This is a genomic window from Candidatus Fusobacterium pullicola (assembly GCA_018883725.1).
Lineage (GTDB): Bacteria > Fusobacteriota > Fusobacteriia > Fusobacteriales > Fusobacteriaceae > Fusobacterium_A > Fusobacterium_A pullicola.
Window position 1 is genome coordinate 1 of the sequence record JAHLFN010000076.1, and the last position, 22,540, is coordinate 22,540.

The following is a 22,540-nucleotide window of genomic DNA, read 5'->3' on the forward strand; positions in this document are numbered from 1 at the left end:
ACAAATAAAATTTTGTGTTATAATCAACTTATAAGAAATACTTGGGAGGAATTTATATGCGTAAGATAATTATGTTAGGAGATAGCTTAATAGATTGGAATTATAAATCTCCATATGAAAATTATGGAAAAAACGGATATAGAACAAGAGATGTTCTTTGGCTATTAGAAGAAAACAAAAATATAGTAGGAGATATTGGAATACTACTAGTAGGAGTAAATGATTTTTTTACAAATATAGATATGGAAAAATCTAAAAATTATTATAATAGAATAGTAAATAAACTGGAGAAAAGAGTATCTAAAATAATTTTAATCTCTCTTCTTCCAACTGATAGAAAAATTACTAATGATAAAATAGTTCTTTTTAATCAATGGTTAGAAGAAAATTATAAAAAGTATTTTTTAAATTTGTATCCATTATTTATAGATAATAATTTAGAGATAAAAAGAGAGTATACAACTGATGGAATTCATTTAAATCATGCTGGATATGAGATATTTAATAATAAACTTGATGAAAAAATTAATGAAATAAGATAGATACATAAAAAATTTAGGAGTGGAATATGGAAAATAATTTTTGGAAAGAATGGTTTAAATTAGTAGTAATGCTTATAGGGATACTTGTTATATGGATAGGATTTATTTTTATATGTGATAAGTATTTTGGAAAATCTTTTGAAGAGATGAGGTTTATTCATTATTTTATTTTTATGGTATTGATATTAAAAGCAAAGAATATATTTTTAAAAAGAATAAAAAAGGATGAAGTTGATAGCGAAGAAAATAAATAAATTATAATAGAGAGAGAGGTTTTTATATGATAAGAGAAGAGGAGTTTTATAGAAAACAGATGGTAAATGGAGTTGTCTATATTATTGGAGAAAAAGAACCTTTTTCTGGAGTAATAAATTTTAGATATAAAAATGGACAGTTAAAAGAGAGAGAAACTTTTATTTATGGAATAAAAGAGGGAGCAAATATTAGATACTACGAAAGTGGTCAAATAAAGGAGTCGAATGATTTTATAAATGGAAAGTTAAATGGCGACTCTATTCAGTACTATGAAAATGGTCAAATGAAAGAATCGATAGTTTTTAAAGATGATAGAATAAATGGAGATTGGGTAAAATACTATGAAGATGGAGCTATAAAATCTAGAGGGTATTTTATAGATGGAAAATTAAATGGAAAAAAAATTAATTATTATCCAAATGGAAACATTATGGAAATAATAACTTTTAGAGATAATATACTTCATGGGGATTATATTTCTTATAGTGAAAATGGAGAAATTAGAATAAATGAACATTTTATAAACGGACTAATCGAAGGAGAGAATATTTACTATTATGAAGATGAAGAGATAAAGATAAGAGAAAAAAATAAAAAATAATCTTTGTCCATTAAACTAAATAAAAAACCTTAAGGCTTGTACTAAGAACAATTCTTAAGGTTTTTTTTGAAATAGATAAATATTTTATAAATAAGCTATCAATAATTTTATAGTTTCAATGACTCCTTCAATATGAGTTCTTTCATAGTGATGAGAAGATTCTACACTCGGTCCTATACAACCACATTTGAAATCAAATCCTTGTAAAATAGCGGCACTTGCATCAGAACCATATCTATTATAAACATCAACCGTATATTTTATATTATTTAGTTCAGCTGCTTCCATAAGTTCAAGTCTTACACTTAGGTCATAAGGAGTTTTATTATCTTTAGCAGCTATACTAACTTTTTTCTCATCTCCTAAAGCTTCTGCTCCAACTAGTCCAATATCTAGAGCTATAAATTCATCCATATCATCTGGAATAACAGAAACTCCATGCCCTATCTCTTCATAATTAGAGATGTAAATATATAATCCATTTTTAGGTTTAAGATTATTATCATTTAGATATTTAATATAACCAAGAACTTGAGCAATACAAATCTTATCGTCAATAAATCTTGATTTTATATATCCACTCTCTGTGATTACAGTACGAGGATCAAAAGATACAAAGTCCCCTACTCTTACTCCTAATTGCTCTGCATCTTCTTTAGTATAAATCTCTTCATCTAGTCTTACTTCCATAGTAGAAGCATTTCTAGGTATCTCTCTTGCTTCATCTCCATATATGTGAACAGAGCTTTTAACAGGGACTATAGTTCCCTCAATAGCATCTCCATCAAGAGTATGAACTAAACAATTCTCTCCTTCTACTCCACCCCAATTTACACCACCTAAGTTTACAAGTTCTAGCCTACCATTTGGTTTTATTTTTTTAACCATAGCTCCAATAGTATCAACATGGGCAGAAATCATTTTTTTATAATTATTATCTTCTCCCTCAATATAGGCAAGAATAGCTCCTTTTCTAGTTAAACTATAAGGAACATCTAACTGATCTAACTCTGCTCCTATTCTTTCCATAGCTTCATCAGTATAACCTACTGGACTCGGAATATTTAAAAGATCCACAGCCATATCTAGTACATATTCAATATCTAAGTTAATATCCATAATAATTTCACTCCCTTTTTTATTTTTCTATATATAAATCTTTTAGATTGTGCATCATAGTAGGATTATATTCAAATCCTTTAACTCTTTTATTAATACCTATATTTTCATTTTTGTAAAGTAATAACCCGAAAGGAGCATCATTTTGTAAAATCTCTTGAGCTTTAAAGAAAAGTTCTTTTCTCTCTTTAGGATCAGAAGCTAATTGAGCTTGTTCTATAATTTTATCTAATTTTTTATTTGTATAAAAAGCTCTATTTCCAGCTCCACCGTGAGAACTACTATGTAATAATGGGAAAAATACAATATCAGCATCTGAAGTACCAGATACCCAACCACCAAGTAATGCCTGATGTTCACCTTGAGCTGTTTTTTGTAGGTAAGTTCCCCACTCGAGAGTTTCAATTGTCATGTCTATTCCAATCTCTTTTAAGTTAGCTTGTATAATTTGAGCTAATTGAAGTCTTGTAGTATTATCATTTACAAATAAAGTAAATGAAGGATTTTCTATTCCAGATTTTTTTAAATACTCAATTGCTTTTTCTTTGTTATATGGATATCCCTTTACAGTGTCAGAGTAACCAAATACATTAGGATTTACTATAGAATTTGCCGGGATAGCTTTTCCCATAAAAATAGAATCAGACATACTTTTTTTATCAAGTGCATAGTTTACAGCTTTTCTAAAATTTTCATTATCAAAAGGTGCTTTTTCATTGTTAAAAGTTATATACTCAGTTGAAGTAGTAGGTTTAGATATAAGTTGTAATTTTGGATTTTTTTCAACAGTACTTCCATCAATGGCATCCATATTATAAGCTATATCTATTTCTCCAGTTTCAAGAGCAGCTAGTCTACTACTATTTTCAGTAATAGCTCTATAAGTTAAATTATCTATTTTAGGTTTTCCTTCAAAATAATTATCAAAAGATGTAAGTTCTATTTTTTCTCCACTTCCCCAATCAATAAATTTATAAGGACCAGTTCCCATAGGAGAAGTAGCAATCACGTCATTTTTAGCCAAAGTATCTTTTTCGTTTAAAATTGCAGTAATAGGATGAGCCAATCCAAAAAGCAATGGTGATGACGGTTTACTTAGAACTAATTTGACAGTATAGTCATCAATCATTTCCACTTTTTTTATAGCATCAATCATAACTCTACTTGCTGGTTTATTAAGCATTCTATTAATACTAAATACTACATCTTTTGAAGTAAGAGTATCTCCATTATGAAATTTAACTCCCTTTTTTAATTTTATAATAAGTTCTGTTGGAGTAGTATACTCATAAGATTCTGCTAATTCTGGAACAACATTGCCATTTTCATCAATTTTTAATAGAGTATTAAATATTTGCTCAGTAATCGTAAGAGCAGGAATCTCATTATACATATTTGGATCCAAACTTTTTGGTTTTGAACCTTGTGAAACTACAACACTATTATTAATTTTTTCCTCTTTCTTTTCACTACATGCAGTTATAAAAAGAGAGAGTCCTAACATAGCAAATACAAACTTTTTCATAAAATCCCCTCCAAGTTTAATATTAATAGTTATATCTTACTATTGAAAATAAAATTTTAAAAATAGATAAAATATATGTTTTTCTTTCAATAGATATATAATTAAATAAACCAAGATTTAAAATTTTAATAAAAAATGGCTGATACAATTTTTATTGTATAGCCATTTAGATAGTTTTAAGATAATGATTTTAAAATTTTAGCTAGTTGGTCAGGACAAGAAGTTCCTCTTCCTCTACAGTCAATTCCTTCTAATTTTTTTATAACTTCATCTTTATTCATTCCTAAGATAAGATTTTGAAGTCCATGAGTATTTCCATCGCATCCACCACAAAACTCTATTTCAGTAATAATTCCATTTTCGTCAAACTCTACTCCGATCTCTTTTGCACAAATTTTTTCAGTTTTATAATATTTCATAATATCCTCCTACAATTTTAATTCCATATAGGAGTATTATACAAAAAAATATATAAAAATACAAGTTTTATAAAATTACATAGGTATTTATAAAAAATATGGTAAAATATTAATTAGAGAAAATAAACTTAGGAGGAAATTATCTAAAATGAAAAAATTATTAGTAACAGGATTTATTTTATTAGCTTTAACAGGATGTGGAAAAGAGATTGATATTTCACAAAAACAAGTAAGAAATGGAATTGTTTATACAGTAAATGCAACTGAGCCATATACTGGAAAAGTTATTGGAAAGTATAAAAATGGAAAAGAAAAGCTTCTTGAAAATTTTAAAGATGGAAAATTTAATGGAACTCAAACTTATTATTATGATAATGGACAAATTAAAGAAAAAATATCTTATGAAAATGGAGTACCAGTAGGGACTTATTATGAGTATCATCAAAATGGAGAAATAGCATATACAGGACAATTTTCTAATGGTAAGAAAAATGGAGAGTGGAACAGATATACAGACGAGAAAAAATTAATTCTTACTGAGACATATAAAGATGGTAAATTAGAAGATGTTAAACAATTTATAGTAGATACAGACAAAATAAAAGGAAAAATAAATAGCTTATTTAATTAAGTAAAATATAGAAAATCAAACACTGTTCAAGTATAGGAAAAAACAATACTAAAAAAATAATACTTTGATACAAAATTGAAAAGTAATTAGTGAATTTTAAAAAAATAAAAAAAAAATTAAAATTACACTTGATTTTTTTGTGATTTAGGAGTATACTTCTTTCTAACAACTAAAAATAATAATTTTATAAAAAGGAGAGAAGGGACTATGTTAATGTTTAATGTAATAATATTTGTCATATGCATAATATTACTCATACAAATAGATATGAGTCTAATTTCATATACAAAAAATTACGTTAGGCATATGGTATAGTTTTAACTTAGTAACTATAGAATTTAGATAGGATAGGAATATTTTATTTAAGTATAAAGATACAGCCTAATAAGGCTGTTTTTTTATAACTAAAATTCTGTCCGTCTATAAGAGACTTAAATAACTTTTTATTAGCATTGTTTTTAGTGGAATCAATATTTATATACATTTTAAAGGGGGAGTCAAAATGAAAAAATTTACTTTAATGCTTTTAGGACTGTCGTTTCTAATTACAGCTTGCGGGGGAGAAAAGGAAGCTAAAACAGCAAAGGAGAGTAACACAATTAAAATTGGAGCTACAGCACCATTAACAGGACCAGTAGCAATTTATGGAGTTACAGCTACAAATGGTTCAAAATTAGCTATGGAAGAGATCAATAAAAATGGAGGAATTTTAGGGAAACAAGTTGAGTTTCTTGTCCTCGATTCAAAGGGAGATGCTACTGAAGCGATTACTGCTTATAATAGACTTGTAGATGAGGGGATTGTAGCATTTATTGGGGATGCTCCTTCTAAGCCTACACTAGCTATAGCTGAAGTTGCTGCTCAAGATAAGATGCCAATGATTACACCAACTGGAACACAATTTAACATTACAGAAGCTGGACCAAACGTATTCCGTGTATGTTTTACAGATCCTTACCAAGGAGTAATTTTAGCTAATCTTGCTAAGAAAAATTTAGGAGCAAAAACAGTAGCTATTTTAGTTAATAACTCAAGTGATTATTCTGATGGAGTTACAAAAGCATTTCTTGAAGAAGCAAATAAACTTGGATTAAAAATTGTTGCTAAAGAGGGATATGCTGAAGGAGATAAAGACTTTAGAGCTCAACTTACAAAGGTGGCATCAGCTAATCCAGATGTATTAGTTATTCCAGATTATTATGAACAAGCTGCTTTAATCTCTACACAAGCTAGAGAAGTTGGAGTTAAATCTACTCTTATTGGACCAGATGGTTGGGATGGAGTAACAAAAGCATTAGATCCATCTTCATATAAGGCTATTGAGAATAGTTACTTTACTAACCACTACTCATTAGAAGATAAAAATGAAAAAGTACAAAATTTCGTAAAAGCATACAAAGCAAAATATAATGAAGATCCATCATCATTTGCTGCTCTATCTTATGATGCTGCATACATTATGAAAGATGCAATTGAAAAAGCTGGTTCAACTGATAAAGAAGCTATTGTTAAAGCTATGAAAGGTATTGAATTTGATGGAGTTACTGGACACTTAAAATTTGATGATAAAAATAACCCGGTTAAAGCTGTAACTGTTTTAAAAATTGTAAATGGTAACTATACTTTTGATTCTGTAATTCAACCAGAATAGTATTAAAATTATAAAAAATTTAGTGTGGGAATTAGGAGTAGCTGAAGCTGATGCTTTAGCTCTCTAAAATTCTTAAAAGAACTTTATTCCTAGCTAAAATAACTATAAGACATTGAGAGGAGAGAAAAAATGGAATTTATTATGCAAATTATTAATGGACTACAGATTGGTAGTATCTATGCACTAGTTTCACTTGGTTATACCATGGTTTATGGAATAGCACAACTTATTAACTTTGCACATGGGGATATTATTATGGTGGGAGCTTATGTTTCACTATTTAGTATACCTGTTTTTACAAGAATGGGATTACCCGTATGGCTTACAGTAGTACCTGCTATTGTTATTTGTGTAGTCTTGGGTATGTTAACAGAGAGAATTGCATATAGACCACTTAGAAATTCACCAAGAATTTCTAACTTAATCACAGCCATAGGAGTAAGCTTATTCTTAGAGAATTTATTTATGAAACTTTTTACCCCTAATACAAGAGCCTTTCCAAAAGTATTTACTCAAGAGCCTCTTAGATTTGGTGATATTTATTTAAATTATGGGACTGTTGTAACTATTATATTAACTTTGATACTATCTATAGGGCTACAATATTTTATGAAAAAAACTAAGTATGGAAAAGCTATGCTAGCTACAAGTGAAGATTATGGAGCAGCAAGACTTGTTGGTATTAATGTAAATAGTACTATACAGCTTACATTCGCAATAGGAAGTGGATTAGCTGCTATTGCTTCTGTATTATACGTTTCAGCTTACCCTCAAGTTCAACCTCTTATGGGATCAATGTTGGGAATAAAGGCATTTATAGCTGCGGTACTTGGTGGAATAGGAATTCTTCCAGGAGCAGTAATAGGAGGATTTATTCTTGGAATTGTAGAAAGTTTAACTAGAGCTTACTTGTCATCACAACTTGCAGATGCTTTTGTGTTTGCTATACTTATTATAGTTTTACTTTTTAAACCAACAGGACTTTTAGGAAAAAATTTAAGAGAAAAAGTATAGGAGGAAAGAGAGATGAATCAAACAAAGAGATGGAGTTATGCTTTAACTCTGGTTCTAATAGTTATTGGATATTTTTTATTAACTGGATTGATAAGTTCTGGAGCTATTTCAAGATATCAAACAACAGTAATGATTTTTATATGTATAAATATAATTTTGGCGGTAAGTTTGAATATAACAGTTGGTTGTCTTGGGCAGATAACAATTGGGCATGCTGGATTTATGTCTGTAGGAGCTTATGCAGCAGCACTATTTGCAAAATCTGGAATTGTAGCTGGGTTGCCCGGATATATTATAGCCTTAATTATTGGTGGAATTGTAGCTGGAATAATTGGAGTCATTATTGGGATTCCTGCTTTAAGATTAAATGGAGATTATTTAGCTATTATTACTCTTGCTTTTGGAGAGATAATCAGAGTTTTAATAGAATATTTTGATTTTACAGGAGGGGCTCAAGGACTTAGAGGAATTCCACGTTTTAATAAATTTGGAGTAATTTATATAATAATGGTATTATGTGTAGCTATGATGTTTTCACTTATGACAAGTCGTCACGGAAGAGCAATTTTAGCTATTAGAGATGATGAAATTGCTAGTGGAGCATCTGGAATAAATACTACATATTATAAAACTTTTGCTTTTACAGTTTCTGCTATATTTGCTGGGGTAGCTGGTGGAATATATGCTCAAAACATGGGAATTCTAGGAGCAAGACAATTTGATTTTAACTACTCTATAAATATTTTAGTTATGGTAGTTTTAGGAGGAATGGGAAGTTTTACTGGTTCAATAATATCAGCAATTGCTTTAACAGTTTTACCTGAAGTATTGAGAGAGTTCTCAGATTATCGTATGATAGTTTACTCTTTACTACTAATTTTAACTATGATTTTCCGTCCAACTGGATTATTAGGACGTAAAGAGTTCCAAATCTCAAAATTGGTTGAAAAATTTATTACAAAAAGGGGGGCAACAAATGTCAAATAGAATTTTACATGCTAAGGATATAAATATTACTTTTGGTGCTCTTAGAGCTGTAAGTGATTTTAATTTAGAATTAAGAGAGAAGGAATTAGTTGGACTTATCGGACCAAATGGAGCTGGAAAGACAACTGTATTTAATATATTAACTGGGGTATATTCTGCTACATCTGGAACTTACACTTTTAATGGAATAGAGGTAAAGAAAACTCCTACATATAAATTAGTAAGAAGAGGACTTGCTAGAACTTTCCAAAACATTAGACTTTTTAAAAATATGAGTGTATTAGATAATGTATTAGTAGCAAATAACTTTAATATGAAATATGGAGTTTTTACTGGAATTTTCCGTTTACCAAAATTTTGGTTAGAGGAGAGAAGAGCAAAGAAAAAAGCTTTAAAACTTCTAAGAATTTTCGATTTAGATAAGTATGCCGATACTCCAGCTGGAAGTTTACCATACGGACAACAAAGAAAATTAGAAATAGCTCGTGCTATGGCTACTAATCCAAAAGTTTTATTATTAGATGAACCAGCAGCAGGAATGAATCCTACTGAAACTGAAGAGTTAATGAAAACTATAAAGTTAATAAGAGATAAGTTTGGAATAGCAATTTTATTAATAGAACATGATATGAAACTGGTTTTAGGAATTTGTGAAAGACTTATAGTTTTAGATCATGGAACAATTATAGCTAGTGGAGATCCACAAAAAGTTGTTAATGATCCAGCAGTTGTTACTGCTTATTTAGGTAAAGATGATGATGAAATTGATGAAGAGGAAGAGGAAAATAAAAAAATCGCTTCAGTAAAAGCTGAGATATTTAATGATGAGGAGGAAGAGTAATGGAAAGAGATATTATGTTAGAGGTTAAAGATTTACATGTGTATTATGATAATATACATGCCTTAAAAGGAATATCTTTGAAAGTAGGAAAAGGAGAAGTAGTATCTTTAATAGGTGCCAATGGAGCTGGAAAAACCACTACTCTTCAAACAATATCTGGACTTATTCAATCAAGAAGTGGTGAAGTTATATTCGAAGGGAAGGATATAACTAAAGTGGAGTGTCATAAAATATGTAAAATGGGAATAGCTCAAGTTCCTGAAGGAAGAAGAGTTTTTGCTAGACTTCCTGTAAAAGATAATTTAAAATTAGGTGCGTTTACAGTTGATGATACTCCAGAAAATCTTGAAAAAGATAGAGCTAAATTTTATGAAGTTTTTCCAAGAATGGGAGAAAGAAAAAATCAACTTGCTGGAACTTTATCTGGTGGAGAGCAACAGATGCTAGCTATGGGAAGAGCTCTTATGAGTAGACCAAAACTTCTTATATTAGATGAGCCTTCAATGGGATTATCACCTTTATTTGTAAAAGAGATATTTTCTGTAATTAAAAGATTGAAAGAGGCTGGAACTACAATACTTTTAGTTGAACAAAATGCTAAGATGGCTCTTTCTGTTGCTGACTATGCTTATGTTATTGAAACTGGAAAGATTACTATGGAAGGAAAGGCCAAGGATCTATTAAATAATGCTGATGTAAAGAAAGCTTATTTAGGAGCTTAATAAAAACTTTGTACCATTTTATAAGGGCTATTGTATAAAATTTGCAATAGCCTATTTTTTATTAAAAAAATTCTCCGTTTATTCACTATATTGATAGCAATTTTTATTTTTAATTAATTAAATATTTATCAATATATTTCCGATTTTATTTTGATATACAAAATATTTATATTGACTATTTTAATATTTTGTGATATCATTGTGATGTTGTTAAAATATCTAAACACAAAATATTAGAGGTGAATAAAATGAGATATTATTTGACAAAGTTTCTAGTTGGAACTTTAATTATAGCTGGAATGCTAGGCTGTGATGGCAAAGAGAATGAAAAAGTCATTAAAAATGAAAAAGAAAAGAAAGATGAGTTAGTATTTGTAAATTATAGGGATATTAGAGATTTAAATCCCCATCTTTATGCTGGAGAGATGTATGCACAAGAGATGTTATATGAAACTCTTGTTAATATTGGTCCGAATGGGTATGAGCCATGTCTTGCAGAGAGTTGGAGTATAAGTGAAGATGGAAAAGTATACACATTCAATATAAGAAAAGGAGTAACTTTTTCAGATGGAACAATTTGTGATGCCAATGCTATTAAGGCAAACTTTGATGCTATTTTAGAAAATAAGAGCAGACATACTTGGTTAGAAATGATGCATCTTTTAGAAAGTGTGGATCTAGTAGATGATTACACAATACAGATAAAATTAAGTAAACCATACTATCCAATGCTTACAGAATTAGGAGTAACTAGACCTTTTGCAATGATATCTCCAAAAGCTATGAAAAATGGTTCAACTAAGAATGGAGTAAATGCTTATATAGGAACGGGACCATATATCTTAAAAGATTTTGTGACAGATGAGTATGCTATATTTGAAGCTAATGAAAATTATTGGGGAAAAGTTCCAGAAATTAAAAAGATTTTAGTAAAAGTAATTCCAGATAATCAAACTCGTATCTTAGCACTAGAGAAAGGAGAGATAGATTTAATATTTGGAAAAAATATGATAGATGCTGATGCAGTAAATAAATATAAGAATAGTGATAAATTTACAGTAGCCCTATCTGAACCAACTTCAACTAGACAAATTGTTATAAATACAAGTAATCCAATATTAAAAGATAAAAATATAAGATATGCTTTACAACATGCTACTAATAAAGAGGCTATATCTAAAGGAGTATTTTATGGTTTAGAAAAGCCAGCTGATACATTGTTTTCAAAGACAACTCCTTATTGTAATATTGATCTAAAGCCATTTAATTTTGATATAGATTTAGCTAATAAATATTTAGATCAAAGTGGTTGGGTAAAAGGTAAGGATGGTATTCGTACTAAAAATGGTAAAAAATTAGAGTTAAATCTATTGTATAATAGTGATAGTGTTACAGAGAAAACTATTTCTGAATATTTACAGGCAGAATATAAAAAAATAGGAATAGCTATAAATATTATAGGACAAGAAGAGCAATCTTATCGTGATAATATGAAAGCAGGAAATTTTGATATGGTATTTAATATTTGTTGGGGAACACCATATGATCCTCAATCTTCTTTAGCTGCAATGCGTCAACGTGTGTATGGAGATTATGCAGCTCAATTAGGATTAGAAGATAAGGCAGAGATAGATGAGGCTATAACAAAAATTCTTGTTTCTACAGATGAAGAAGAAAGACAAAATTTATATACATTTGTATTGACAAGATTACATGAAGATGCTGTATATATTCCACTTACTTATGAGTGTAATAAAGCAATTTATACTTCTGATTTAAAAAATGTTAAATTTACACAAACTCAATATGAAGTTCCATTTGCTGAAATGACTTTTGGAAATTAATTATAGGATACCATAGGGATAGGCATAGCCTATCCCTATTTATTAAAAGGAGGAAAAGTGAAAAATTATATTATTAAAAGAATTTTGATGAGTATTCCATTACTTATTTGTATTTCCTTTGTTTGCTTTATATTTATAAATTTAATTCCTTCAGATCCAGCTGAAGTAGCTTTAAGAGTTAGACAAACTCCTATAATTACAGAGGAAGCTATTGCACAAGTAAGAGAAGAGTTAGGCTTAAATGATCCATTTTTTATAAGATATATAAAGTGGTTTTTTCAGTGTTTAGCTTTAAATTTTGGAGTAAGTTATACAAATCCTACTCGTACAGTTTTAGGTGAGATAGGAAGATGTCTTCCAGCAACCTTACAATTAGCGGGACTTTCTTTAGTTTTTGTTATATTTTTAAGTTTACCTATTGGCTTTCTGTGTGCTGCATACAAAGATTCTTGGTTTGATAAAATTATGAGAGGAATTGTTTTTATGACTACAGCAATGCCAGCTTATTGGATAGGGTTATTAATGATTTGGTTAATAAGTATAAAACTTGATTTATTGCCTACAAGTGGGGCAGGTTCTTTTAAACATCTGATTTTACCAGCTTTTACAGTATCACTTACATATATATCTACATACATAAGACTAATTAGAAATAATATGTTAGAGAATATGAAAGAAGATTATGTTCTTTATGCTAATGTAAGAGGACTACAGCAAAAAAATATTTTAAGAAAGCATATTTTAAAAAACTCTCTTCATTCATGTATTACAGCAATAGGAATGAGCATACCACAACTTATTGCAGGGACTATAGTAGTAGAAAATGTTTTTGCATGGCCAGGAATAGGAAAACTTTGTATAGCTTCTATTTTTAATAGAGATTATCCTGTGATACAGGCATATGTTTTAATGGTCGGAACACTTTTTGTTATGTTTAATTTAATATTTGATATAATCCAATATGTTTCTGATCCAAGACTTAGAAAGGGGATGGATTAAAAAATATGATTAAAAGACTTTTAAAAAATAAGATGGCTTTAATATGTATAGCTTTAATTTTAATGTTAGTTTTTATGGGAATTTTTGCCCCACTAGTAGCACCAAATGATCCTTATGAAAATAATATTTTAAATAAATTTGCACCTTATTCATGGCAATATCCATTAGGAACTGATCATTTAGGAAGATGTGTTTTGTCAAGAATGATATATGGAATAAGACCTACACTTTTCTTATCATTAGTTACAATGGTCGGAACTATCGGTATAGGAACGTTGATGGGATTGTTATCAGGATATTTTAAAGGAATAATTGATAATGTAATAATGAGAATAGTTGATATGATGCTTTCTTTCCCGAGCCAAATAATGATATTAGCTGTAGTAGCTTTATTAGGAGTAGATATTAGGAACGTTATTATAGCTAATGTTTTTATTAAATGGGCTTGGTATGCAAGAATGATCAGAACAAATGTTATAAAATATACAGATAAAAATTTTATTCTTTTTTCAAGATGTATAGGCTCTGGAGAAAAATTTATACTTTTTAGGCATATGCTTCCTTGTATTGCTTCAGAAATGGCTGTATTAGCTACTTTAGATATTGGATGGGCTATTTTAAATATTTCTACTCTCTCTTTTTTAGGACTTGGAGTACAAGCTCCTATTCCCGAGTGGGGAGCTATGTTGAATGAGGCAAAAAATGTAATGACTACTAATCCAATACAAATGATAGCTCCAGGTGTAGCAGTAGTAATTTTAGTAGCAGCTTTTAATTTTTTAGGAGATTGTTTAAGAGATGCTTTTGATCCAAAGGAGGCAGAAATTTAATGAAAAAAACGTTATTGAAGGTAGAAAATATTTCTATATTTTTGAGAAAAAAGAGTATAAAAAAAAGTTTAGTTGAAAATGTTTCTTTTGAATTAAAAGAGGGAGAGTGTCTTGGGATTCTAGGAGAGAGTGGAAGTGGGAAAAGTTTAACTTGCAAATCAATTATGGGATTATTAGATAATAAAACTTTTTTTACTGAAGGAAAAGCTATATATAATGGAGAAAATCTTTTGGAAGCAAAGGGTGAAGATCTAAGAAAATTAAGAGGAAAAGAAATTGCTATGATTTTACAAAATCCTATGACTTGCTTTGATCCTTTATATACAGTAGGTTATCAAATAATGGAGACATTTGTAGAGCATACTTCACTTTCAGCTCAAGAGATAAAAAAGAAATCCATTGAAATTTTAGAAAAGATGCAGTTAAAAAATCCAGAAGATATTCTTTCAAAATTTCCTCATCAATTAAGTGGTGGAATGTTACAAAGAATAATGATAGGGCTAGCTTTATCGATGAATCCTAATTTTATAATAGCAGATGAACCAACTACAGCTATTGATGCTATTACACAATTTGAAATTATGAAAGAGTTTCAAAAAATAAAAAATAGCGGTAAAGTTGGAATGATTTTCATCTCACATGATTTAGGAGTAATTTCTGAAATAGCTGACTATATTATTGTAATGAACAAGGGAAAAATTGTTTCACAAGGAAAGAAGAATGAAGTTTTTTCCAAAACTAAAGATGAATTTACCAAGATGTTAATAGAAAAAAAGTTAGCAGTTATGAATAGATATAAAAAGATTATGAAAGGGGAGAAAGATGTTATTAGAGGCTAAAAATATAAATGTAAGTTTTAAAAAGGAGAATCAAAAAACAATTTTTGGTAAAGAAAGACAACAGGTTATTAAAAATGTATCCCTTTCATTAAAAAAGGGAGAATGTCTTGGAATAATAGGAGAGAGTGGAAGTGGGAAATCTACTTTAGGAAAAACTTTAATTGGACTTTTAAAACCAGACAGTGGAAATATAATTTTTGATGGAGTAGATATGTATAATGCTACTAAAGAGGAAAAAAGAAAGATACAACAGAAGATAAGTATTGTATTTCAAGATTATACATCTTCTGCCAATCCTCGTTTTTTAGTCAAAGATATTATAGGGGAATCTTTGAGAGTATTAGAGAGAAAGCTTGGAAAAAAAATAGATAAGGTTAGTAAAATAAAAGAGCTATTGGAAACAGTAGGCTTAAATGAAGGTTTTATGAATAGATACCCTCATGAATTAAGTGGTGGACAATTACAAAGAGTATGTATAGCTAGAGCCGTAGCTACAGAACCACAATTTATTCTTTTAGATGAAGCTATTAGTTCTTTAGATGCTTCTACTCAAACTCAAGTAATGGATTTACTAAAAAATTTGCAGAATAAATATAAATTATCATATATTTTTATTACCCATGACTTACCATCTGTTACATATATATGTGATAAAGTGCTATTTTTTCATGATGGAGAAATTGTAGAAAAGGTAGAGGATATTTATAAACTTTCAAAAGTAAAAAGTTCTTATGCTAAAAAATTATTAAATTCTATTTTAGAAATAGATTTTGATAATTAAAATTATTTAAAAGATTTTAACTATAAAGTAATTATTGATTAAGGAGTAAAATATGGAATTTAAATTAGGAAATATAGTTTGTAAATTAGGAGAGAAAGTTTCAGGATTTTGGGATATTGAAGGATATAGTATTCCTACTACTATAATAAATGGGAAAAAAAGTGGAAAAATAGTAGCTATATCTTCTGGAATACATAATTGTGAATATGTGGGAATACAGAGTGCTATTGAACTTTCTCAAGAGATAGATCCAGTAAATATAAATGGGACAGTTATAATATTTCATCCAGTTAATTATTCAGGTTTCTTTCATAAAATTCCAGCTGTGATGCCTGAGGATAACAAGAACTTAAATAGAGCTTTTCCAGGAATTGAGAATGGAAGTACAGCGGATAAGATAGCCTATCACTTTTCTAAGTTTCTTTATCCTCAATTGGATTTTTTTATAGATTTACATGGTGGAGACTTATATGAAAGAGCTACAAATTTTGTATACTCTCCAGGAATAGGAGATAATAAAGTTATAGAAGTATCTCACGAAGTTGCTCAAGTACTTTCTGTTCCTTATAGAGTAAGATCTTCAGCTAAAACAGGAGCATATAATTCTGCAGCTATTCAAGGAGTTCCCTCTATGTTAATTGAAAGAGGGGGAAATGGACTTTGGAACAATGAAGAAGTGAAAGAGTATAAAAAGGATATTCTTTCTGTTTTAGGATACTTCAATATTATAGACTTTTTAAATGAGAAGAATTTAAATCAAAAAGAGATTAGTATAGCTGAATATATTTCTTCTGAAGTAGATGGATTTTGGTATCCTAGATATAAAGCTGGAGAAAAATTTAATGAAGGAGATTTGTTAGGAGAAATCAAAGATTGCTTTGGAAATATTATTACTTCATACTATGCAGAATTTGATGGAGTTATACTATATGGAGTCTTTTCATTAGCAATAAAAAAATCTGAAGAAATCTTAGCTTATGGTAAAATTTAAATTGTTTCAAATTTTTTCTTGCAATTTATTAAAAGTTATGATATCATAAATACGTTAATTAAAAAAGTATATATGAGTAAGAAAACAAAGAACTTTTCTTAAAAAATAAAAAACTAGCAAGGCGAATTTTTTTTTTCGCCTTTTTTTATTTATTAAATTTTTTAGGAGGTTATTAAATGAATACAAAATATATTTTTGTCACTGGAGGAGTTGTATCATCACTTGGAAAGGGAATTACTGCTGCCTCATTAGGAAATTTATTAAAAGCTAGAGGATATAATGTAACTATTCAAAAATTTGATCCATATATAAATGTTGATCCGGGAACAATGAATCCATATGAGCATGGAGAGGTATTTGTTACAGATGATGGAGCTGAAACAGATTTAGACTTAGGACACTATGAGAGATTTATTGATGAAAATTTAACAAAATATAATAATATAACTACTGGAAAAATCTATCAAACAGTTATAGAGAGAGAAAGAAATGGAGAGTATCTTGGAAAAACTGTACAAGTAGTTCCTCATATAACTAATGAGATAAAATCAAAAATAGAGATAGCTGGAAAAGTTAATAACTCTGATATAGTTATAACAGAGATTGGTGGTACAGTAGGAGATATAGAATCAACACCGTTTTTGGAATCTATCAGACAATTTAAATATGATATAGGACGTGAAAATGTATTGTATATTCATGTTGCTTTAGTTCCATATCTAAAAGCAGCAGGAGAGTTAAAAACAAAACCAGCACAACACTCTGTTAAAGAGTTAATGAGTTTAGGAATTCGTCCAGATATTTTAGTTTGTAGAACAGAGCACGATTTAAATGAAGGATTAAGAAAAAAATTAGCTATGTTCTGTGATATAGACTATGATGCTGTAATAGAAGCTAAAGATGCTAGTACTATTTATGAAATTCCTTTAATTATGGAAAAAGAAGGTTTAGCAAATGTTACTTGCAAAAAACTAGGTATAGAGAATAGAAAAGCTGACTTAGCTCCATGGGAAAAAATAGTTTATGATATTAAAAATCCTAAATCAGAAGTAAAAATAGCTGTAGTAGGAAAATATGTTGAATTAAAAGATGCGTATATAAGTATAAATGAATCATTAGAACATGCTGCTTATTCATTAGGATACAAAGCTAGAATAAAATATATACAAGCTGAAAATCTAGATGTAGAATCTTTAAAAGGATATCAAGGAATATTAGTACCTGGAGGATTTGGTAATAGAGGAGTAGAGGGAAAAATAGCAGCTATCAAATATGCTAGAGAAAACAAAATCCCTTTCTTAGGAATATGTTTAGGTATGCAATTATCAGTTGTAGAATTTGCTAGAAATGTTTTAGGATATGCTGATGCTAATTCAAGTGAATTAGATGAAAATACAACTCATCCAGTAATTCATATAATGGAAGATCAAAAATATATTGAAAAAATGGGTGGAACAATGAGATTGGGAGCTTATCCATGTGTTTTAGGAGATGGAACTTTAGCTCAAGAACTATATGGCTCTAAAGAGATAAGTGAAAGACATAGACATAGATATGAGTATAATAATCTATATAGAGAAGAGTTAGAAAAAGCTGGATTGAAAGTTTCTGGAACATCTCCAGATAATAACCTTGTAGAGATAGTAGAATTATCTAAAGATGTTCATCCATTCTATATTGCTGGACAATTCCATCCAGAATTTAAGACAAGACCAAATAATCCACATCCATTATTCAAAGGATTTATAGAAGCTAGTGCTAAAATAAAATAATAAAAGTATAGAAAAGGAGATTTTACTTTTGAATAAGTAGAATTTCCTTTTTGATATAGAATATTAATTTAAAATTAAATATTTTTTGACAAAAAAGAATAAATATGTTACTATGTGAAAAAGAATACAAAAAAAGACAGTTCATTTGTACCATCCTGTCTATAAACAAAACTAGGGCTCTTTTTTTATTATAATTTTTTGAATAATAGAAAAGTTCCTTTTTTATTGCTTGTTTATAGAGTAGAAGGGTAACTTTTCTTTTTTTATTTTTAAAGTTATGATGGAGGAAGTTTATATGTATACATTAATTAGTGAAGCAAGTTTTGATAGTGCTCATTTTTTATTAGGATATAATGGAAAGTGTAAAAATATTCATGGACATCGTTGGACAGTAAAAATGGAGATATATGGAGATAAGTTAAAAAAAGAGGGGCATTTGAGAGGAATGCTAATAGATTTTGGGGATATAAAGGGAATGTTAAAAGAATTAGCTGATTATTTTGATCACTCTTTTATTATAGAAAAAAACAGTATGAGAGAGATAACATTAAATGCTTTAAAAGAAGATGGGTTTAGAATTATTGAGGTAGATTTTAGACCAACAGCAGAAAATTTCTCAAAATATATCTTTGATTATTTTAAAGAGAAAAATATCCCAGTAAAAAAAGTAATAGTATATGAAACACCAAATAATTGTGCTACATATAGTGAGGAGATCAGATAATGGCAAATTTTAAGGTTGTAGAAATTTTTGAGAGTATTAATGGTGAGGGAAGAAAAGCTGGACAACTAGCTATTTTTGTGAGATTACAAAAGTGTAATTTACATTGTAGTTACTGTGATACAATGTGGGCTAATGGTGATGATGCTCCATATACTTTAATGAGTGAAGATGAGATATACGATAGAATAATAAAAAGTGGAATAAAAAATATAACTCTTACTGGAGGAGAACCTCTTTTACATGAGAATGTAGAAACATTATTAAAGAAAATAGGAGAGAATCCAGAGTTAAGTTTAGAGATAGAAACAAATGGAAGCATACCTCTTGAAAAATTCTCTAAATTAGAAAACCCACCATCATTTACTATGGATTATAAATTACCAAGTAGCAAAATGGAAGGTACTATGTGTTTGGACAATTTTAAATATTTAGAAGATAAAGATACAGTAAAATTTGTAGCTGGAACTATAGAAGATTTGAGAAAAGCGAAGGAAATAATTGAAAAATATAATTTAATAGGAAAATGTGCTGTATATTTTAGTCCAGTATTTGGATCTATAGACCCAGTTGAGATAGTGGAATTTATGAAAGAGAATAAATTAAATGGAGTAAATCTACAATTACAACTTCATAAATTTATATGGGATCCAGAAAGTAAAGGTGTATAATGATAGATAAAGAAGCGATTGAAAAACATATAAGAGGAATACTCATAGCATTAGGTGATGATCCAGATAGAGAAGGACTTATAGAAACACCTAAAAGGGTAGCTAACATGTATGCTGAAATTTTTCAAGGTATGAATTATACAAATGATGAGATAGTTGATATGTATAATAAAAGTTTTGAAGTTTCAGATACTTTAGATAGTCAAGATATGGTTATAGTTAAGGATATAGAGATTTTTAGTTGTTGTGAACATCACTTAGCTTTGATGTATGATATGAGTGTGACAGTAGCATATATTCCTAAAAATAGAGTAATTGGACTTAGTAAGATTGCAAGAATATGTGATATGGTAGGAAAGAGATTACAACTACAGGAAAGAATAGGAAGAGATATTGCAGAAATTTTAAGTAAAATAATAGGCTCGAAGGATATAGCTGTTTTAATTAAAGGAAAACATGGATGTATGACAGCTAGAGGAATAAATAAAACAAACAGTTTTACAGAAACCTCTACATTTATGGGAGAGTTTAAGAATAACTATATGTTACAAAATAGATTGTTTAGTAGATTATAAAGGAGATAAACATATGAGAGTATTAGTATTGTTGAGTGGTGGAGTAGATAGTTCAACATGTCTAGCTATGGCAGTAGATAAATATGGAAAAGATAATGTTGTGGCTCTATCAGCTTCTTATGGACAAAAGCATACAAAAGAACTAGAATCAGCTAGAAAAGTAGCAAATTATTATCAAGTAGAATTATTAGAGATAAATTTAGGGAAAATTTTCTCATTTAGTAATTGCTCTTTGCTTTCTCACTCTGATGAGGATATCCCACAAGGGAGTTATGATAGTCAATTAAAAGAGAGTGATGGAGAGAGAATTTCTACTTATGTTCCTTTTAGAAATGGATTATTTTTATCTACAGCAGCTAGTATAGCTCTTTCTAAAAATTGTCAAATTATATATTATGGAGCTCATAGTGATGATTCAGCAGGAAATGCCTATCCAGATTGTAGTCCAGAATTTAATGAAGCTATGAACCAAGCTATTTATCTAGGGAGTGGAAAGGAAGTAAGAATAGAAGCTCCATTTGTAAATATGCATAAAAGTGATATTGTGAAAAAGGGACTTGAATTAAATTTACCGTATGAACTTACATGGAGTTGTTATGAAGGAAAAGAACACTCTTGTGGAAAGTGTGGAACTTGTATAGATAGAGAGAAAGCTTTTGAAATAAATGGAGCTATAGATCCATTAGTAAAAATAAGAAGAGGAGATAAATAATGAGAGATTTAAAAGATTTAACACTATTAGGAAATCAAGGGATAAAATATCCAGATAATTATGCACCTGAAATTTTAGAGACATTTGATAATAAGCATCCAGATAATGATTATTTTGTAAAATTTAATTGCCCAGAGTTTACAAGCCTTTGCCCTATTACAGGTCAACCAGATTTTGCTAATATAATAATATCATATGTTCCAAATATTAAAATGGTTGAAAGTAAATCATTAAAACTATATCTTTTTAGTTTCCGTAATCACGGAGATTTCCATGAAGATTGTGTAAATATTATAATGAAAGATCTAATAAAATTAATGGATCCTAAATATATAGAAGTATGGGGAAAATTTACTCCAAGAGGTGGAATTTCAATAGATCCATATTGTAACTATGGAAAAAAAGGAACTAAGTGGGAAGAGATAGCTATGACAAGATTAGCTAACCATGATATGTATCCAGAAAAAGTAGATAATAGATAGTAGATCAAAAGGGAGCTTTTAAACTCCCTTTTATATTTTCAATATTATGACATAGAAGAATTAGAAATCTTAGAAAGAGTATATTTTTTTTGTAAGCCACTATTAAAAATTAAAGTATCTTCATTTATAGTAACTTCATTTTTTAAAGATGATCCACTCTCTAATACAAGAGAGTAGTATTTAATCTCTTTTTTATTAATCTCTCTCTCCTCGTCATAAGTCATATCAGCTTCAAAATTCTTTTCTGGAATTTTAAGAAAATTTCTAAGCTCAATAAGATTATTTGGATAGCTCTGATTAAAAAGAATTTTATTTATAAAATTTCTTCCAATTTCAGCATAATTTTCCTCTTCTATATATACGTAGGCATCAGTTCTCTTAGTATATGGAATAGCTAATTTATTTATAAACCCTAATGTGATATGAGCATCTGCTCCAATAAGCTTTAGAAGTTTTATTAATTTTTCATCTCCAGTTCCACCTAAAGTAACTAAAACAATTTCAGGGATAAAAAATCTTACCTTATGGTAATTCTTTAAAATTTTATCATGTGTATTCTCATCTATTATTAGAATACCAGTTTTATTTTGATAATATAACCAAGGAGATTTTTTATCATAAAGATCAAGCTTATAATTAAAAGTATCTCTGTTATCAATTAAAAACTTATCAATATTTAAATCATTATTTTGCTCATAAAGCTTTATAAAATTAAAGTAATCAAAGTTTTCTAAATTATTAGGTGTGATAATTCCTCTTACTAATAGATCATTTGCTAAAAACTCTTTTTTAGAAAGAATGAGTACATTTTTCATATATTCATCTTTAGAAGGATTAAAAAAGTATTTTTTAATTTTTTCTAATAGGTTTAAATTCTTATTTGCATTAGAGGTAAAATATAAAAATATTAAATACTCAGTTTCACTATCAAGTAAAATATTTTGAATCTCTTCATTAAAATTTTCATATGTTAGTAGGGCTATTTTCTTTATCTTATTATTTATCATTTTTTCTTC

25 protein-coding genes are annotated in these 22,540 nt (G+C 28.8%); 21 read left to right on the forward strand and 4 right to left on the reverse strand.

Annotated features, from left to right (window positions below):
* Positions 1-56: 56 nt before the first annotated feature.
* From IAA47_08425 to IAA47_08435, 3 genes are read left to right on the forward strand one after another with little or no spacing between them, the layout of a single operon-like run.
* Positions 57-542, forward strand: coding sequence for an SGNH/GDSL hydrolase family protein (locus IAA47_08425; GenBank protein ID MBU3842986.1), 486 nt, complete (start codon positions 57-59; stop codon positions 540-542).
* Between the two features lie 26 nt (positions 543-568).
* Positions 569-796 (forward strand): hypothetical protein, encoded by a 228-nt coding sequence (locus tag IAA47_08430; protein ID MBU3842987.1) that lies wholly within the window; start codon positions 569-571, stop codon positions 794-796.
* A 26-nt stretch (positions 797-822) separates the two neighbouring features.
* Positions 823-1,398 (forward strand): toxin-antitoxin system YwqK family antitoxin, encoded by a 576-nt coding sequence (locus IAA47_08435; GenBank protein ID MBU3842988.1) that lies wholly within the window; start codon positions 823-825, stop codon positions 1,396-1,398.
* Between the two features lie 84 nt (positions 1,399-1,482).
* Here IAA47_08435 and IAA47_08440 read toward each other — a convergent pair whose 3' ends face one another.
* From IAA47_08440 to IAA47_08450, 3 genes are all read right to left on the reverse strand, one after another.
* On the reverse strand, positions 1,483-2,511 hold the full coding sequence (locus tag IAA47_08440; protein MBU3842989.1) for a M42 family metallopeptidase: 1,029 nt from the start codon (positions 2,509-2,511) through the stop codon (positions 1,483-1,485).
* Between the two features lie 25 nt (positions 2,512-2,536).
* Entirely contained in the window at positions 2,537-4,042 is a 1,506-nt protein-coding gene (locus IAA47_08445; protein MBU3842990.1) for an ABC transporter substrate-binding protein, read from the reverse strand.
* Between the two features lie 176 nt (positions 4,043-4,218).
* On the reverse strand, positions 4,219-4,461 hold the full coding sequence (locus IAA47_08450; protein ID MBU3842991.1) for a TIGR03905 family TSCPD domain-containing protein: 243 nt from the start codon (positions 4,459-4,461) through the stop codon (positions 4,219-4,221).
* A 148-nt stretch (positions 4,462-4,609) separates the two neighbouring features.
* On the opposite strand from IAA47_08450, the gene IAA47_08455 reads away from it, so the two are divergent.
* The 18 genes from IAA47_08455 to queF all read left to right on the forward strand — a co-directional run bounded on the left by IAA47_08455 (position 4,610) and on the right by queF (position 21,524).
* On the forward strand, positions 4,610-5,092 hold the full coding sequence (locus IAA47_08455) for a hypothetical protein (protein ID MBU3842992.1): 483 nt from the start codon (positions 4,610-4,612) through the stop codon (positions 5,090-5,092).
* Positions 5,093-5,594: 502 nt separating this feature from the next.
* Positions 5,595-6,743 (forward strand): ABC transporter substrate-binding protein, encoded by a 1,149-nt coding sequence (locus tag IAA47_08460; protein MBU3842993.1) that lies wholly within the window; start codon positions 5,595-5,597, stop codon positions 6,741-6,743.
* Between the two features lie 129 nt (positions 6,744-6,872).
* The gene (locus IAA47_08465; protein ID MBU3842994.1) at positions 6,873-7,757 is read left to right on the forward strand and encodes a branched-chain amino acid ABC transporter permease; all 885 of its coding nucleotides are present in this window, start codon (positions 6,873-6,875) and stop codon (positions 7,755-7,757) included.
* A gap of 12 nt (positions 7,758-7,769) precedes the next feature.
* On the forward strand, positions 7,770-8,744 hold the full coding sequence (locus tag IAA47_08470; GenBank protein MBU3842995.1) for a branched-chain amino acid ABC transporter permease: 975 nt from the start codon (positions 7,770-7,772) through the stop codon (positions 8,742-8,744).
* Positions 8,734-9,585, forward strand: coding sequence for an ABC transporter ATP-binding protein (locus tag IAA47_08475; GenBank protein MBU3842996.1), 852 nt, complete (start codon positions 8,734-8,736; stop codon positions 9,583-9,585). Before IAA47_08470 ends, IAA47_08475 begins: the two co-directional genes overlap by 11 nt.
* Complete coding sequence (locus IAA47_08480; GenBank protein MBU3842997.1) at positions 9,585-10,307, forward strand: ABC transporter ATP-binding protein; 723 nt, start codon at positions 9,585-9,587, stop codon at positions 10,305-10,307. The genes IAA47_08475 and IAA47_08480 overlap by 1 nt, the downstream gene beginning before the upstream one ends.
* A gap of 248 nt (positions 10,308-10,555) precedes the next feature.
* A complete protein-coding gene (gene nikA, locus IAA47_08485) occupies positions 10,556-12,151 on the forward strand; it encodes a nickel ABC transporter substrate-binding protein (protein MBU3842998.1) in 1,596 nt (531 codons plus the stop codon).
* 57 nt (positions 12,152-12,208) lie between these two features.
* The gene (locus IAA47_08490) at positions 12,209-13,150 is read left to right on the forward strand and encodes an ABC transporter permease subunit (GenBank protein MBU3842999.1); all 942 of its coding nucleotides are present in this window, start codon (positions 12,209-12,211) and stop codon (positions 13,148-13,150) included.
* Between the two features lie 5 nt (positions 13,151-13,155).
* On the forward strand, positions 13,156-13,980 hold the full coding sequence (locus IAA47_08495) for an ABC transporter permease subunit (GenBank protein MBU3843000.1): 825 nt from the start codon (positions 13,156-13,158) through the stop codon (positions 13,978-13,980).
* Positions 13,980-14,819: an ABC transporter ATP-binding protein gene (locus IAA47_08500; protein ID MBU3843001.1), complete on the forward strand. Its 840-nt coding sequence runs from the start codon at positions 13,980-13,982 to the stop codon at positions 14,817-14,819. Before IAA47_08495 ends, IAA47_08500 begins: the two co-directional genes overlap by 1 nt.
* The gene (locus IAA47_08505; GenBank protein MBU3843002.1) at positions 14,803-15,600 is read left to right on the forward strand and encodes a dipeptide/oligopeptide/nickel ABC transporter ATP-binding protein; all 798 of its coding nucleotides are present in this window, start codon (positions 14,803-14,805) and stop codon (positions 15,598-15,600) included. Before IAA47_08500 ends, IAA47_08505 begins: the two co-directional genes overlap by 17 nt.
* Before the next feature lie 52 nt (positions 15,601-15,652).
* Positions 15,653-16,591, forward strand: coding sequence for a succinylglutamate desuccinylase/aspartoacylase family protein (locus IAA47_08510; protein MBU3843003.1), 939 nt, complete (start codon positions 15,653-15,655; stop codon positions 16,589-16,591).
* A gap of 176 nt (positions 16,592-16,767) precedes the next feature.
* On the forward strand, positions 16,768-18,363 hold the full coding sequence (locus IAA47_08515; GenBank protein MBU3843004.1) for a CTP synthase: 1,596 nt from the start codon (positions 16,768-16,770) through the stop codon (positions 18,361-18,363).
* Between the two features lie 295 nt (positions 18,364-18,658).
* Positions 18,659-19,087, forward strand: coding sequence for a 6-carboxytetrahydropterin synthase (locus tag IAA47_08520; protein ID MBU3843005.1), 429 nt, complete (start codon positions 18,659-18,661; stop codon positions 19,085-19,087).
* Positions 19,087-19,755: a putative 7-carboxy-7-deazaguanine synthase QueE gene (queE, locus tag IAA47_08525; GenBank protein ID MBU3843006.1), complete on the forward strand. Its 669-nt coding sequence runs from the start codon at positions 19,087-19,089 to the stop codon at positions 19,753-19,755. Before IAA47_08520 ends, queE begins: the two co-directional genes overlap by 1 nt.
* On the forward strand, positions 19,755-20,330 hold the full coding sequence (folE, locus tag IAA47_08530; protein ID MBU3843007.1) for a GTP cyclohydrolase I FolE: 576 nt from the start codon (positions 19,755-19,757) through the stop codon (positions 20,328-20,330). Before queE ends, folE begins: the two co-directional genes overlap by 1 nt.
* A 13-nt stretch (positions 20,331-20,343) precedes the next feature.
* Entirely contained in the window at positions 20,344-21,042 is a 699-nt protein-coding gene (gene queC / locus IAA47_08535) for a 7-cyano-7-deazaguanine synthase QueC (GenBank protein ID MBU3843008.1), read from the forward strand.
* Positions 21,042-21,524 (forward strand): preQ(1) synthase, encoded by a 483-nt coding sequence (gene queF / locus IAA47_08540; GenBank protein ID MBU3843009.1) that lies wholly within the window; start codon positions 21,042-21,044, stop codon positions 21,522-21,524. The genes queC and queF overlap by 1 nt, the downstream gene beginning before the upstream one ends.
* 44 nt (positions 21,525-21,568) lie before the next feature.
* Here the strand turns inward: queF and IAA47_08545 are convergent, their stop codons facing one another.
* Positions 21,569-22,531 carry a hypothetical protein gene (locus IAA47_08545; protein MBU3843010.1) on the reverse strand — a complete coding sequence of 321 codons (963 nt, stop codon included), beginning with the start codon at positions 22,529-22,531 and terminating at the stop codon, positions 21,569-21,571.
* Positions 22,532-22,540 lie beyond the last annotated feature (9 nt).